Source organism: Paenibacillus sp. JNUCC 35, assembly GCF_058269095.1.
The window spans coordinates 5,011,215-5,026,703 of record NZ_CM177771.1 but is presented as its reverse complement, the minus strand read 5'-3'; the positions used below and the strand labels follow the sequence as shown (position 1 = coordinate 5,026,703).

The window sequence follows — 15,489 nt, the reverse complement described above, 5'->3', positions numbered from 1 at the left end:
GAAGCGGCGCAGTTCGAATCCATTCATTAAAGGAGGTTGTTTTAATGAAGAAGTTCATTGCCATGCAAGTGCTTGTGCTGATGATGCTGTTGTCCGCGGCCGGTCCGGTTATGGCGGCCAGTGCGGATAACGTGTATGTGAACCCGGTCAATCCGTCGCCGTCGGACATCGTGATGAGCGACTGGATGGCGGTGAAGACGACTCCCTATACGTACTGGGCCACGCAGAACTGGAACCAGGGCGCCGAAGGGGGAGGGTATGCCGGCTTCCAGCAGGACGACGGGAACAGCTTCGCCCCGCGCCGTGTTCATTTTGCGATCTGGGACCCGATCAATTCCACCCTGCCGATCGCGGCCAAATACGTTACGCCCGGCGGAAGGCTGTCCCCGTTCGGGGGAGAAGGCACGGGCATGAAGGTCATGACGCCGTACGCCTGGCAAACCGGCCAGTGGTACCGCATGGTTGTGCGCACCTGGAGCGAAGGCTGCACGGGCACGTGCTTCGGACAGTGGGTAAAGGATGCCGCGAAGAACGAGTGGAAGCTGATCGCCGTTCTCGATCATCCGGTCGCCGGATTGTCCCTTCACGGGGGAATGGGCCTGTTCCAGGAAGACTGGAACGGGACGGCTCAGAACGTGAGAGAAGGCCGGATCAAGAACGGCTACAACCGGAAGCTGGACGGCACGTGGAATTCGTGGGCCAGCCAGCGAATTTCGACCAACAGCTCTCTGGGCAATTGGGACGGGGGAGCCGCAGGCGATTACTTCTGGTTCCGGGCCGGCGGGTCTACAACGCCCTCCATTGCGAGCAACACGGTCAAAACCGTTAATCAGCCGGCCGCTCCCACGTACGACAGCATCGTGGCGGCTTCAACCGGCGCGGCTTACAAGAACGGCCAGTTGACCGTAAACTGGCAGCTGCCGGCTTCCAGTTCTCCGCAGTTTAAGGTGTCCGCTGCCGTGTACGGCAATGCCGCCCTCGCGGGAAGCCCTCTTGCGGGCAAAACGGAAGTCAGGCCGGAGGCGGTTACGCAGTCTCTCGCGGTGAGCCTTAAGGCGGGCAGGACGTATTACGTCAAACTGACGATCACCGATCTGTTTGACCGCACGCAGTCCATCACGATTCCGGTGAAAGCCTGATCCTTGCCGGCTGTCCGGGCGCCCGGCTGTCTGCCGTTTCCCTGTTGGGCGGGCATTACGTTCCGGCGCGAAGGATGTGAGAAACGGTTATAATTGAGAAAGATCGATAAATGAGACAAATTCGGGTATATGATTGAGACAAAAGATAATTAGCCTAGAAGAATCAAGTGCTTGATTCTTCTAGGCTTTTATATATTTTAAAATAATATTTAGTGTTTGGTCATGTTATATAGCCCAAAAAGCCCTAAAAATCAACGGCCAGTAGAATATGAATCCCTTGGAGAAAGGTCCCGCGAGATCGTAATGGTGAGTTCCAAACACAAATGTTTCAACCCTACCAGCGGCGCGATGGCTAATTCCAACAGATTATTAATAGTTATCTTGAGGTCATACGATCGATTTGGAATTTTGATTTTGAATAGTCTAAGATGTGGGGGTATTCCTTGGGAAATTTGAAGGAGTACTCCTTTTTTTCATGCAATTCTTTTGCAACAAGGAAAATCTAAATATTTTAATGATTTATATACATTTTTTAATATTCTTAAACTGCAGGTAATGATAATGACTGTTGAATAACGTCAAACTTCTGAAAAAGTGAAGGATTTACCTATATTTCTTTTCTTCTGCAGACTGAAAGCGCTATCTATAATAAAGAGGCAAGGCATCACAATGATAAAAATCACATCTTGGTTTCAGGTAAGTAAAAAGGGAGGTTGTTTAAAGTGAATCTAAAGAAAGTATCTGCATTAACCCTTAGTACGGTCATGTTAGGAGGCCTTCTGGCAGGCTGCAGTTCTTCCAAAGAAGCCGAGCCGGCCAAGACAGGCAGCAGTAAAGATCCGGTAAAGCTGACGTTCTGGTTTCCGGGTGCGGATAAAGCGAATGATGAATATTTCACCAATGCGGCAAAGGAATTCGAGAAACTTCACCCTAATGTGCAGGTCGAAACTACCGTATTGCCTTCATCCGCGGAGGATATCGACACCAAGCTGAACGCAGCCAAGCTTAGCGGCACGATGCCCGACGTTTTCTCCGCGTACCTGGCTTTCATGGGGTCCCGGGGGGCCAAAGGCGATTTCGCGCCGTTGGACGAGTACATCGCCAAGTGGGATGAAAAAGGGGATGTAATGGAAAGCGCGCTGACGGCTGGCAAATATAAGGATAAAACGCTGGGCCTGGGCTTTTTCCCTGCACCGGAGATTCTGACTTACCGTAAAGACTTTTTCCAGGAAGCGGGCTTAGACCCTAACAAGCCTCCGGCTACCTGGGAGGAATTGGAAAGTTACGCCGAGAAGCTGACCAAAAGGGATTCCAACGGCAACGTCACACGCGCCGGGTTTGACATTCCGCTTACTTCCGCGGACGTATTTGTTGAGCCCTTCTTACGGCAAAATGGCGCTAAATTAATTGATGAGCAGCAAGGGGTTCCGGTTTTGAATGACAGTAAAGCGGTAGAAGGCTTGAAGTTTCTGGTCGATCTGAATCATAAAAAAGTCAGCATTCCTTACAATTATCAGAAAAAAGATGAAATTCCGTTTGTAAGCGGCAAGTCCGCCATGTCCTTTTTACAAACAAGCGGCATTAGCAATCTCATCAAGAACAACCCGGATCTGAAGGACAAGCTGGGTTATGTACCTGTGCTTAAGAAGGAAGAAAAAGTCGGTTTCAACGGTTACCGTCTATTTACGATCGGAAATGCGAGCAAGCATAAAGAGGAAGCGTTCGAATTCATCAAGTTTATGATGTCCAACGATCAAGTATGGAAGCGCTATACGGACTTGAAAATTCCGGTAGTGAAAAAATCCCTGGAAAAACAATTTACCGATGTGGATCCGGCATTTAACAGCGTTCTCATGGACTATGTGAAAAACGGAAAAGGAAAACCGGTTGTTCCTTGGTTAACCCTCTACAACAAATACATCATCCAGTCTTACGAGGAAGCAATAAGCATGAAGAAAACGCCTGAACAAGCCTTGAAGGATGCGCAAGAGAATGTTGAAAAAGAATTGAAAAATATCAGCCAATAAATGAGAGATAGACTGGTTTGTAAAGCTTAGAAGTCATAAGTTCTACAAACCTTCTTCTTAGGATAGCGGGATATTTGGCTGGGAGGAGAAACACGATGAATGCAAGCACAGTTTCACATAAAGCGGCAGCAGGACAAAAATCGAAGAAACGGCGGCTAGATCATGATCCGATCGGATATGCGTTAATCACACCGTTTTATCTGTTTCTATTCGTCTTCGTCCTGCTTCCCATTTTGATGAACATTTATTTAAGCTTTACGAATTATGACATGAATAGAATGGATTTTATCGGATTCAAAAATTATAAGGTGTTACTGTCGGATACTTTTTTCTGGATATCCCTCAAGAACACAGTGATATATACCTTTTTTACGCTCTTTTTCACATTGGCGCTCGGTTTGATCTTTGCCGTGCTCTTAAATAACAAATTGGTCGGTCTTCCCTTTTTCAGAACGGGATTTTTTACGCCTCACGTAACCTCGATGGTCGCGGTATCCATGATCTGGCTGTGGATTTACGAACCGTCGCGCGGGATAGCCAACACGGTTCTGGGCTTTTTCCAAATCCAGGGGAAGCAATGGCTCTATGACGCAAATTGGGCGATGGTTGCCCTGATTATTATGGGCATATGGAAATTCGTAGGCTACAATATGGTCATTTATTTGGCCGGATTGCAAGGGGTTCCGCGTGATTTATATGAAGCGGCTTCCGTCGATGGCGCGAATTCCTTGCATAAGTTTTTTTACATCACGGTCCCCATGTTGAAGCCGATCACATTCTTTCTATTGATTACAGGCTTGATCAACAATTTCAACGTATTTGAACAAATTAAAATTTTGACCAACGGCGGGCCCATGAATTCCACGACTACAATTGTTCATCAAATCTATAACCGCGCCTTCGGCGAATTTCAGCTTGGTTATTCATCGGCGATGGCCACGGTATTACTGGCGATTATTGCGGTTATTACCATCGTCAATTTCAAATACGGACAAGGTAATGACATTGATTAAATAAGGTGGTTGTTGAAGCATGGAAAATTCAAAAACAAGGATAGGGCTTTCTGTCATTGTACTAATCTTTTCATTGTTCATGATCTTCCCCTTTGTATTGATGGTAATCACATCGCTGAAAACGATGGGGGATATCATGTCTCCGCAGTTTATTTTCTTTCCTAAAACATGGGTCTGGCACAATTATGTCGAGGCTATGAGCAGGGGAAACTGGGGGAGATATTTTTTTAACTCTTTGTTTGTAACGGTTATTACCGTGGCTATAAGTTTGGTGCTTAACTCGATTGCCGGCTACAGCTTCGGCAGATTGAATTTTAAAGGCAGAGATATCTTGTTCGTGATCTCTCTGATCGGCTTAATGATTCCACCTCAAGTAACAATGATCCCGGTATTCTTGATTTTGAAGCATGTTCCTTTTGCAGGCGGCAATGATATGTTCGGACAAGGCGGATTAGGCTGGATCAATTCGTATATGGGCTTAATTGCTCCTTACGTTGCAGGCTCCTTCGGGGTGTTTCTGTTCAGACAGTTTTATCTCGGCTTTCCGAAAGAATTGGATGATGCGGCGAAAATCGACGGTTTAACCCGGTTTCAGACGTTCATGTACATTTACGTGCCTGTCAGCAAACCGATCTTTGCGACGCTTGTTGCTTTGAAGGCTACTCAAGCATGGAATGAGTACACATGGCCACTCATCGTGACTAACGCGGATGAGATGAAAACCGTTCAGCTCGCATTGACGATGTTCCGGGACGAGACGCAAGTACAGTGGAACCTTCTGATGGCCGCGACGACTATCATTATCCTGCCGCTATTAATTCTGTTTTTGTTCACGCAAAAATACTTTGTCCAAGGTATTGTCACATCAGGAATAAAGGGCTAATTACGTAGATAAAGGAGAAAGCATGATGAAGGCAATCGTATTGCTCCTGGATTCGGTTAACAGGCATTATCTCAGCGCTTATGGCGCAACGGGCGTGGCAACGCCCAATCTGGACAGGCTGGCGGAGAAATCCGCCGTTTTCACGAACCACTGGTCAGGTTCCCTGCCGTGCATGCCTGCCCGGAGGGATATGCTGACGGGACGGCTCGGTTTTCTTGAACGCAACTGGGGGCCGATAGAGCCATTTGACCATACGTTGCCGCAGGTGCTGCGGGATAACGGCGTATTTTCTCATATTGCAACGGATCATTATCATTATTTCCGGGTAGGCGGGGAGAATTACTGTCAACAATTCAATACTTGGGATTTTATCCGCGGCCAGGAGCTCGATTGTTTGGTTTCCAGGGTCAATCAGCCGGAGAAACCGGAGCAGATCGGCAAATTTATGTCGCAATACGCGCTCAACAGAACGATGTTTCACGCCGAGGAAGACTATTCTTCGCCAAAAACGATTCGCTCCGCTCTGAATTGGCTTGAGGACAACCGGGAGGCGGACAACTATCTCTTATGGGTTGAGGCATTCGACCCCCATGAGCCGTTTGACCTGCCGGAGAGCGAATTGGAAGCCTACGGGGACGATTACAAGGGGCCGCCCTACTATTGGCCGGAGTACGGACGGGTGAATGTGCCCGCTGATGCACTCAAGCATATACGGAGTCGGTATGCCGCATTGCTGACGATGACGGACCGCTGGGTCGGCAAGCTGCTGGATGCCATGGACCGTCAGGGGATGTGGGAGGACACCTTGTTGATCTTTACTTCCGATCACGGCTATATGCTCGGCGAGCATAACTTTATGGCCAAAAATATAATGCCGGCGTACAACGAAATCTGCCATATACCGCTCATGGTGCACATGCCCGGAAGCATGCATGCCGGGAAGCGAATTGATGCCTTGACGCAGAACATCGATGTTTTCCCGACCTTGCTGGAGCATTTTGGCGTGGACGCAAGCCGCTGCCGAAACAAGCTGCATGGGAAATCATGGCTGCCTTTGATACGCGGAGAAGTTTCCACTATCCGAGACTGCGCTTTATACGGCTATTTCGGGAAAAATGTGAATGTTACAGACGGAGAATACACCTACTTTAGAGCATCGTCCCGGGAAAACAATTCACCGATTCATCTGTACACGGCAATGCCCACAACGATAGGACATTACTACGGACTGGATCATATTGTCGACCCGAGCCGAATCGAAATGGGACCGTTTTTGAAGTGGACAGATTTCCCTGTGTACAAAATACCGGGCGATAATGTGCAAATGAAAGACCAGACCCAATCCTTCCATATCAACGGCTCATTTATCCAGGAAAATCTGCTCTTCCATAACATAGACGACTATGGACAGAATCATCCGATTCACGATGAGGAGATAGAGCGGAGGATGATCAAGCTGCTGCACAAAGCGTTGGAGGATCATGATTCGCCGGATGATCAGTATTTGCGGCTAGGTTTGCAATAGAATCGAAGGGTATGTCTCGACAAGAGACATCAAAAAGAGGCATACCCTTCGTTCCTATAAATATTAAATATGTGGGAGGTCAACAATGAAATTTTTCAAGAAAAATGTAAGCGGATTCATGAGTTTGTTGTTGAGCGCATCCGTGATCGGAGCAGGCGTCACAGCCCCTAATGCTGCAACTGCTGCTGATGCCTCGGGCACCAAAATAACGGTGGACTCCGGCAATGTCCTTCATGCCATTCAACCTGGTTTGTTCGGCGTGAATCACCGCTACTTCGTCAATGGCGTCGGCATGTGGGATCCGGTGACGAAAAGCGTGTATTCCGAGTTTGACCAAAATTTATCCGAACTCGGCCTAAAATCGCTCCGGTATCCGGGCGGGACTACGGCCAACCTGTTTTGGTGGAAGCGTGCCATCGGCCCCGTCGAACAAAGAATCAATCAGGTCAACCCTTATTTAGGGAACGGCCCGGAGAAAGCGAATTTCGGACTGGATGAAGCTATGCGCTATTCCGAAAGCCACGGGTTCCTGACGCCTTATGTATATAATATAGGGAACGGGAACCCGCAAGATGCCGCTGAGCTGGTCGAGTATTTGAACGCTCCCGCCGATGCCGCGCATCCATGGGCAATGAAGCGTGCCGAGAATGGACATCCGGCCCCTTATAATATCAAAACGTTTGAACTGGGTAATGAAATTAATTTTGTCGGGCAAATTTATTGGATGGCTGGACAAATCGTTTCCCAAGATCCCGCCGTGCTTGCTCTAAACAGCAATGCCGATCTTAAAGCAGCCTACTTGTATGCCAACGGAGGCACAGTGCAATTTACCCTCCAGAAAACGGGGCTAATTGACGACTGGAGAGAAGCCGACCCTACGGACGCTTCCAAAAGCAATGGCCAGCCCAACCAGGTCAAGTATGCCAAGTACGCTCCGATTGATGCTGGATCAGCGGTAGAAGTATCCGTGGGCAATAGCGAGTACAACCCGGCGTCCGGCAAAATGGATCTCTGGCAAGGGCAGAAGTGGACTCAGGTACCCGACATCTCCGCAGCAGGAGCAACCAATTCTTATGAGCTGGACTACGCAACCGGGGCCATTCAATTCGGCGACGGCACGAACGGGTCTATTCCTGCTGCCGGTACAGAAATCAAAGTCAGCTATCAGACCACGCATGCCGGAATCGGTGAATACTACACCAAAATGAAAGCGGTTGATCCTTCAATAAAGATCTACAGCTCTATGGATCAGAGTTATGCCATAGCTGCATTCGGCAATACGGTTCCTTATGACGGGGTTGTCATTCATCCTTACACGGGACTGGTTAAGGAGCCGACACTGGACTTATCCATTAAGACTCCGTATGACCCGAATAACGTCCCTCAGTACCATTATGCTACGATTCTGGATTCGGAAGCGAGAGTGCAGGAAGTGAAGGAGATCGAGCACGCTTCCGCTACGATATCGGGGCGCAACATCAAACCTATTGTAACGGAATACGGCGCTCACGACCCTGAGTTTAAGACATATCAGGAGAATGGCGTAACCAAAACCGCCCTTTTGTATGAGGGATCTTTGGGAGCAACTCTGCAAACGGCGAATATGCTTATGCACTTCATCGATATGGATTTGGAATACGCATTGCGCCACTCTCTCATTGATAGAACGTTCGAGAACAAATCAGCTGTGCCTATGGCGCTTTTTGATACCTACACCTTCTTGCCGTCAGCTTCCGCTTACATGTACAAAATGTTTACGCATATGAGCGGCGCGAACGAAGTGAAGTCCACGATCGAAAATAATCCGGTAAGGACAGTGAACATTGACAACAAGGATCAAAATATCAACAAGTTGATGACGGTGGCTTCGAGAACAGGCGACGATCTGTATCTGATCGTTCTGAATCAGGATGCAACGGATGCAGTAACTTCCGCTGTGCAGTTGTCCGGGTATACGGCACAATCGGCCGAAGTGTGGACATTGAACTCGGAGAAGTTGGAAGACATCAATACGAACGATAATCCGAATAAAGTGGACATTGATACGAGCGCTCTTGCGATTAACTCAAGCACTTTCAATTACACGTACCCGGCTCACTCGCTTACCGCGTTTAAGTTTACACCTTTAAAATCCGGCGGTTCCGACTCCCAAGGGAGTCAAGGCGGCGGTGGAGCAGCCGTATCTTCACCGAATTCTAACAGCGTATCCATTGCTGCCGGAGGTTCCGGGGAAGTCAGCCTGGGGAATGAAGCATCGGTTAAGATTCCTGAAGGAGCTTTGAACGAGGCGGCTCAAATCAGCATTCAAAAAATGGATAGGACGGACAGCTTAAAAACCGATAAGATGAAGCTGATAAGCCCGATTTTCGAATTGTCGAAAAATGTAAATGGAGATTTGAAGCATCCGGTTGCTCTTACGCTTCAGGTAGATTCGGCTTTACTGGCAGACAATAAGGCATCTATTTTCTACTATGACGAAACAGCCAAGAAATGGGTGGAAGCAGGCGGTACCGTTAGCGGCAATCAAATTACTGCGCAGGTCGAGCATTTTGCCAAATATGCCGTATTTGCGCTGGAGCAAGAAGCCGGCAAACCGTCGGACGGCAACAAGTGGGGAGATATTCAAGGCCATTGGGCCGAAAAGCAGATTAAAGAGGGCGCGGATAAGGGCATCATTAACGGCTACGGCGATGGCACCTTCCAGCCTGACCGCGCGATAACCCGGGCGGAATTCACCGCTCTGATGTCACGGGCCATGCATGTGCCGGGAAGCAAGACGAAAGTTGACTTCGCGGATGCCGATCAGATACCGGGCTGGGCGCTGGATAGCGTCAGCAGCGCTGTTCACGCCGGTTGGACATCGGGTTATGAGGACAACAGCTTTAGGCCGGATCAGCCGATTACTCGGGCAGAGATTGTGACGATGGTCGGCCGGGCCATGAATCTGACGAATCAAGAGTCGGTTCAGACAAGCTTTGCGGATGATGCGGCTATCCCTTCCTGGGCCAAAGGGTTTATAGCGAGTGCAGCGGCCGAAGGAATCGTAAACGGCAAGAACGGCAATCTCTTCGAGCCTAATGAAAAGGCGACGAGAGCAGAGGTTATCGTTACTGTGCTGAGAATGCTGCAAACTGCTTCCAAGTAATATCGCAGGTGAATGGAACTGAAATATAGACAAAGAGGAGCCGAAGAAATTCGGCTCCTCTTTGTCATGCCTGAAAGGGCTTGGGTTTATTTTGTGTATAGTTTGCTGTATTCGGACGGCTTCATGCCGACGATTTTTTTGAAAACTTGTCCAAAATAGCTCGGGTTCGTGAAGCCTGTCGCTTCGCAAACTTTATTGATGTTATGGCCGGGCTGTCTTAGCAGTTCCTTGGCCTTGGTAATGCGAATCTGCGCCAGGTAGGTGTTGAAGTTCTCGCTGGTTTGCTGCTTGAACAATTGGCTTAGATAGCTCTTGTTCAAGTGAAATTGCTCGGCAACGGACTGCAAGGAGATGTCCTCATGATAATTGCATTGCATGTATGTCACAATGGATTGAATGGTAGTATGGTAATTCATGTTTCTACTGGCTTGAGCGAAGCTTTGAATATCCTCCAAGACGCCTCGCAGATGCAGTAAACATTCCTCGAGGTTTTGACTTCTCTCCAAATTTTTGAAATACATCATTTTTCGGCTGTTCAGTTCATGAATCTCAACGTTCATTTCTTCAAGATGGTGAATGATATAGTAGCAGGCTTCGATAAAGCCGTTTTTAACGGCAAACGGCTCCACGTAGCACACTTCAGCAAGTCTGGCGGTTACACTGGCCTCCAACCGCTCGTATAGTCCCGAAATCTCCAGCTTCTCGATCGACTCATTAAAGTGCTTAAGCGTGAGGTCCAGCGCCGCAACCCGATGAAGAAAGTCCTGCTCGTACAGGCATGAGCCCGGAGATTGGTAAAACCGGTAAGGACTTAGCGCCTGGAGCCGTGCGTACGCCGCGCTGATGCCGTCAAATCCGGAAAAAATGCCGCTGACGAAAACCCAATAAGCACCTCTGTGAACACCCGGGATCTGTTGGGCGATATCCCCAATCCATGCATTGGCAGGAGTCACGGCTTCTATGTTGCAGAGCAGGATTAACTGTCCTTCTCCCGGTGAAAAGCAGCAGCTTCCAGCAAGGGCCGGGAGCTTGCTTTGCAGCCTTGTTACGATGGCTTCCTTGGCTTCATCGAAATCGAAGGCTTCCATGATTCCCGTTGAATCGTTGGTGGTTGGAGGCTCCAGTTGGATCAACACGCAGCATAGGGACTCTTCCTGCAGATGAATTTGATAGTGATCCAATTGCTGTTTAACAGCTTCCGTTGAAAGTGATTGCGTTGTAATCAGATTTTTCAGAAACGCCTTCTCTGAAGCCTGGTTTTGCCTGACCGGAAGGACAAGATGCCCTGCTGCCGTTTTCGTGTTCATTGCTTTATCCATAGCGGCAACCAAATCCGTGTACTGCATTTTGGGCTTCAAAATATAGTCCGATGCCCCGAGCTGCAAAGTCTCTTTTACATAGTCGAAATCGTTGTAGCTGCTTAAAACAATAATTTGAATATCCGGGCGTTCATTTCTTAAACGGCGCGTAAGTTCAATTCCGTCCATGCCAGGCATGCGAATGTCGGTAACGACAATATCCGGGCTATATTTGTTAACGAGCTCCAGAGCCTCCAGACCGTCAGATGCTTCTCCTATAATCTCAAAACCGTATTGGGACCAGTCCACCATATGAATGAAGCCTTGTCGAAGCAGCTTTTCATCATCCACAATAATTACTTTATACATGGTGCTCTTTAACCTCCGTGCTCTTCATAAGTTTGGGCAAGGTAAGGATGACGGAAGTACCAAAGCCAGGCTGGCTGTGTATGGTCAGGCCATAGGAGGGTCCAAAGTTTAGCTTTAACCTCTCGTGAACGTTCCGGACGCCTATGCCGCTAAAGCGGGAGGAAGAAGGGGAAGCGGTTTCATTGAATACGCGGGCGAGTTCTTCCTCATTCATGCCCACTCCGTTGTCGATAATCTCGATTTTTAGACTGTCTTGATGGATGGAGCCGAATACGTTAATGATACCGGGTACTTTGCTCGGTTCGATACCATGGAATAAAGCGTTTTCGATAATGGGCTGCAACAAGAGTTTTGGTATTGTGCAATCCAGCATTTGAGGATCAATATTGTAACGGAGCGTGATGGCTTCGTCGGTACGTATTTGTTGGATGTATACATATTGTTCGATATTGTTGAGCTCTTCTTGAATGGTGATGAATTCATCGTTCCGGTTGATCGTTTGTTCCAATAAAGTTACAAGCGCATGGATAGTCGGTTCAATCAACTCCGTTTTGTTCACCCACACCAGACATTTAATGGAATTCAAAGTATTATACAAAAAATGCGGATTAATCTGCATCTGCAAAGCCTGCAGCTCGGCGATCCGCTTCTCTTCCTGGTTAATGACCAGAGCATTAATCGTTTTTTCTAGCTTTTCGATCATTTTGTCGTACTCAATGTTTAACAGTTTAACCTCATTGACGGGATAATCAGGCTCGACCGTCCCTTGGAGCCAATAATTCTGTACGCGCCTGGAAAGCTTGCGTATCGGCAATGAAATGGAGCGGGATATAAAGAATGCTGCGACCACAGACAATAAAATGCAAACAAAGGCCACGATGAGAATGGTTTGCTTCAAGGCGTCGATATCTTGAAAGATGCTGTTCATCGGGATGTTTTCTACGATGTACCAATCGACGCGATCTATTTTTTTGTACAGTGTAAGAAACTTTTGATTATGAATGGTTGATGATATTTTATAATTCTCTTCTGTTGCCAGCAGCTTCTGTACGTACGGCTCGTTCAGTATTTGTCCGACCCGTGACCTGTCGCTATGAGAGATAATATGGTTTGAACGATCCACAATCATGATTTCGTTTCCGTTTTGCAGCAGATTCTTATAAATATTATATAAATTTTGCTCTTTTACGCTAATTAAGAACACACCGTAGTTTTTATTCAGCGCGTTGGTCTGCAGCAGCTTGGCTGCGGTAAATACCTGGGAGTCCTCTTGATTCTTTAAATAGCTTCTGTGCGTGCTTAGCCAGGTGATTCTATCCGGGTTTTGGGCGAGTATGTCCTTCAACGGAAAATTCAGTAAGCGTTCCGGGTCCACAATATTATTTTCATAGTTTTGGGTATAGATTAAGCCGTTGTTTCCGATAAGAAACGACTGGAAACTGAGCCAATCGAACGCAAAGGAGTACCTCAGCATGTTGTTCTCAACCTTGGCTTGATCGAGAAGCTGGTCATAGGGGTTCGTGTACTGCTTGGTCAGCAAAGCTTCCAACTCGTTATTCATATTGTAAATATTGACGATTGCACTGACTTGATCGATCAGCACGTTGATGTTTTTGTTGATTTGTTCCAAAGTATTGATATTGGATTTACTGATCTGCGCATCAAGAAGCTTCTCGGACATTTTGAAGGATACGAGACCGATTAACGCTACAGGAATGATGCTGAGCAGAATATAGGTGATCAGAAGCTTGCTGAACATCGTTTTATTGGGAAACATTTTTTTGTACATAGGCTCTGCTTCCATCCCTAAATCATGATGCATTTGATTATACATTTATTATATTCTCTTTTAGAGAAAGAACCTACTTAAAATCTTTTAATCAGCGTCAGCAGCGCAACGAAATCCTATGTTTCCTGTCGAGCTGTCCGGTGTATTTTGACTGCGGGCCGCTACACGGTAGCGGTTGCAATATGATTTATGGCATAAGTAGGAACCGCCGCGCAGAACCTTGGCATCTCCTGACAGAGGTCCTGCCGGATTATCCCTGGGACCATGGATGTGATAAGTTGGGCTAAACCAATCCGAACACCATTCCCACACATTGCCGGAGACGTTATACAGGCCATAACCGTTTGGATCGAAGGAGTGCGCAGGCGCTGTGCCCGCATATCCGTCGCTTGCATGATTTTTCACTGGAAATTTTCCCTGCCAAATGTTGCATAAATGCCGTCCGCCCTGCTTAAGCTCGTCTCCCCAGGGATAACGCTTCTGCACAAGGCCGCCTCGAGCGGCAAACTCCCATTCCGCTTCAGTGGGTAACCGCTTTCCTGCCCAATTGCAATAAGCCATTGCATCGTTCCATGAGATATGAATAACCGGATGATCCAACCGGTCTTCAATGCCGGAATCAGGTCCGTCAGGATGGCGCCAGTCTGCTCCTTCTACCGCCCACCACCATGGTGCTTGCTGAACGCGATTTTGCACTGTCATCGCTGTAGCTTCGGAGACAAACAGTTGAAATACAAAAGACCATCCGAAGATTTCCGCTTCCGTCCTATAGCCGGTTTCGTCGGCAAACTGTTGGAATTCACGATTCGTTACCGTGCAAGGATCGATATAGAAGGGTTTAAGCGTAATCTCTCTAACGGGTCCCTCTCCATCAGCCGGAAAACCTTCTTGATCGTTTGTTCCCATTAAAAATTTGCCGCCAGGCAATAAAATCATTTGTTCTTTGTTACCGGGATAAGAGCCAACTTTCAAAGACTGTGCGGCATTCATGGGGAGATGGTGATTGAAAAGGTTGGTATTTCTGCTTGCCGAGCAGCATGATGGCTTATTGGAATCCATAATGATAGTCACCGCTTTCTGGTTGGTTAGGGCATGGCTAGCCGAAGAGACGCGTCAATTTCGATCCGTACCGAATCGTTTTAGTATATAAAAGCACTATAGCATTCTTTAAATCTTTTCGGAATAAACTATTAATTATTTTCGCTAATTTATGCCCTTCGTCATCTTTATGTATAGTGAAAATACATATTTCTGCGTAGTTTTGATCGTTATGAATTTAAGTTGGCAATTTACCGACAAAATAATTCGCTCTTACGGAATCACGATTGTTGTCACGGTGATCAGTCTACGCCGTCGCTTTAATTGTTACTAGTCGAATATTGTTCATGAGCTTGTATGGATACTCGGAGATTTTTCACTCAAGAGGATTCCATCAAAAAACGATTCATGATGAGATTGATAATTATGGAGCAAGATGAGATTATTAAATGACAACAATTATATATTATTAAGTTAATGATTCTCATTCTTAGAACATTAATAGAGATACATCGTAAATTGAATAGTTCTGACGGTAATCTCTTAAAGCAAAAGCGCCATAGCTGCTCCGGCGGCTGTGGCGTTTTTTTGCCGGCCGACTAGGCAAATCCGAAACGGGAAAGCAGGTGTCATGGCGTGAAACCGATTCTTATTTTTGATTTCGATGGGACGATTGTGGATTCCAAAGGGCTGGCGGTTCAGCTTTTTAATGAACTAGCGGTCAAATTCGGGGGCAGGCGAATCGAAGAGGCCGAAATCGGCAGACTTTCGGGCCTGTCCGTACCGGACCGTCTAAAGGCGCTGCATGTGCCGCTTTTTAAACTGCCCGCTCTTCTGCTGGAAGCCAAACGAAACTACAAACAAGCGGCGGTAAGCCTGCAGCCGGCAGACGGCATGAAGGAGCTGCTTCTGGCGCTAAAAGAACAGGGCCGAACGATGGGCATCCTGTCTTCCAATACGGCCGAAAATATCCGGCATTTCCTTGACATCCACGGACTGGATGTGTTCGATTTCGTTCATTCGGCAACGAATCTGTTCGGCAAGGACAAGGCGATCCGCAGCATGCTCCGCGCTCATTCGCTTCCCACGGACCGGATTATTTACGTGGGGGACGAGCTGAGAGACGTCGAGGCCTGCCGGAGGGCCGGAGTGAGAGCGGCTGCCGTCACCTGGGGCTTCGATTCCGAAGAGCTGCTGGCCGGCGCGGGCCCCGATTATGTGTGCCGTACGGCGGAGCAGTTGGCGGCGGTTTTGCGGTAGAAC

The 15,489-nt window shown here is 47.7% G+C and carries 10 protein-coding genes and 1 pseudogene; 8 read left to right on the top strand and 3 right to left on the bottom strand.

Annotated elements, in window-relative coordinates; translation table 11 throughout:
- Window positions 1–44 precede the first annotated feature (44 nt).
- The 7 genes and pseudogenes from AC2TF6_RS22680 to AC2TF6_RS22650 all read left to right on the top strand — a co-directional run bounded on the left by AC2TF6_RS22680 (window position 45) and on the right by AC2TF6_RS22650 (window position 9,732).
- Window positions 45–1,139, top strand: a complete 1,095-nt coding sequence (locus tag AC2TF6_RS22680) for a DUF3472 domain-containing protein (protein WP_491308611.1) — start codon at window positions 45–47, stop codon at window positions 1,137–1,139.
- Window positions 1,140–1,423: 284 nt separating this feature from the next.
- Window positions 1,424–1,492, top strand: a pseudogene (locus tag AC2TF6_RS22675) (transposase); the annotation flags it as partial.
- Window positions 1,493–1,861: 369 nt separating this feature from the next.
- A complete protein-coding gene (locus AC2TF6_RS22670; protein WP_491308610.1) occupies window positions 1,862–3,166 on the top strand; it encodes an ABC transporter substrate-binding protein in 1,305 nt (434 codons plus the stop codon).
- 95 nt (window positions 3,167–3,261) lie between these two features.
- Window positions 3,262–4,179, top strand: a complete 918-nt coding sequence (locus tag AC2TF6_RS22665) for a carbohydrate ABC transporter permease (protein WP_491308609.1) — start codon at window positions 3,262–3,264, stop codon at window positions 4,177–4,179.
- Window positions 4,180–4,198: 19 nt separating this feature from the next.
- On the top strand, window positions 4,199–5,062 hold the full coding sequence (locus AC2TF6_RS22660; RefSeq protein WP_491308608.1) for a carbohydrate ABC transporter permease: 864 nt from the start codon (window positions 4,199–4,201) through the stop codon (window positions 5,060–5,062).
- 25 nt (window positions 5,063–5,087) lie between these two features.
- Window positions 5,088–6,587, top strand: a complete 1,500-nt coding sequence (locus AC2TF6_RS22655; RefSeq protein WP_491308607.1) for a sulfatase — start codon at window positions 5,088–5,090, stop codon at window positions 6,585–6,587.
- Between the two features lie 85 nt (window positions 6,588–6,672).
- Window positions 6,673–9,732: an S-layer homology domain-containing protein gene (locus AC2TF6_RS22650; protein ID WP_491308606.1), complete on the top strand. Its 3,060-nt coding sequence runs from the start codon at window positions 6,673–6,675 to the stop codon at window positions 9,730–9,732.
- Between the two features lie 86 nt (window positions 9,733–9,818).
- Here AC2TF6_RS22650 and AC2TF6_RS22645 read toward each other — a convergent pair whose 3' ends face one another.
- The 3 genes from AC2TF6_RS22645 to AC2TF6_RS22635 are packed head-to-tail and all read right to left on the bottom strand — an operon-like array spanning window position 9,819 to window position 14,247.
- Window positions 9,819–11,399: a response regulator transcription factor gene (locus AC2TF6_RS22645; RefSeq protein ID WP_491308605.1), complete on the bottom strand. Its 1,581-nt coding sequence runs from the start codon at window positions 11,397–11,399 to the stop codon at window positions 9,819–9,821.
- Window positions 11,392–13,221: a sensor histidine kinase gene (locus tag AC2TF6_RS22640; protein WP_491308604.1), complete on the bottom strand. Its 1,830-nt coding sequence runs from the start codon at window positions 13,219–13,221 to the stop codon at window positions 11,392–11,394. Before AC2TF6_RS22640 ends, AC2TF6_RS22645 begins: the two co-directional genes overlap by 8 nt.
- Window positions 13,222–13,275: 54 nt before the next feature.
- Window positions 13,276–14,247: a formylglycine-generating enzyme family protein gene (locus tag AC2TF6_RS22635; RefSeq protein WP_491308603.1), complete on the bottom strand. Its 972-nt coding sequence runs from the start codon at window positions 14,245–14,247 to the stop codon at window positions 13,276–13,278.
- A gap of 615 nt (window positions 14,248–14,862) precedes the next feature.
- Between AC2TF6_RS22635 and AC2TF6_RS22630 the strand changes: the two genes are divergently transcribed.
- On the top strand, window positions 14,863–15,486 hold the full coding sequence (locus tag AC2TF6_RS22630; protein WP_491308602.1) for an HAD-IA family hydrolase: 624 nt from the start codon (window positions 14,863–14,865) through the stop codon (window positions 15,484–15,486).
- The last annotated feature ends 3 nt before the right edge of the window (window positions 15,487–15,489 follow it).

Bases quoted from the DNA above. Each gene is read 5' to 3' on its own strand.
- AC2TF6_RS22680 (WP_491308611.1), top strand. From the start codon at position 45: ATGAAGAAGTTCATTGCCATGCAAGTGCTTGTGCTGATGATGCTGTTG.
- AC2TF6_RS22665 (WP_491308609.1), top strand. From the start codon at position 3,262: ATGAATGCAAGCACAGTTTCACATAAAGCGGCAGCAGGACAAAAATCG.
- AC2TF6_RS22660 (WP_491308608.1), top strand. From the start codon at position 4,199: ATGGAAAATTCAAAAACAAGGATAGGGCTTTCTGTCATTGTACTAATC.
- AC2TF6_RS22655 (WP_491308607.1), top strand. From the start codon at position 5,088: ATGAAGGCAATCGTATTGCTCCTGGATTCGGTTAACAGGCATTATCTC.
- AC2TF6_RS22650 (WP_491308606.1), top strand. From the start codon at position 6,673: ATGAAATTTTTCAAGAAAAATGTAAGCGGATTCATGAGTTTGTTGTTG.
- AC2TF6_RS22645 (WP_491308605.1), bottom strand. From the start codon at position 11,399: ATGTATAAAGTAATTATTGTGGATGATGAAAAGCTGCTTCGACAAGGC.
- AC2TF6_RS22640 (WP_491308604.1), bottom strand. From the start codon at position 13,221: ATGCATCATGATTTAGGGATGGAAGCAGAGCCTATGTACAAAAAAATG.
- AC2TF6_RS22635 (WP_491308603.1), bottom strand. From the start codon at position 14,247: ATGGATTCCAATAAGCCATCATGCTGCTCGGCAAGCAGAAATACCAAC.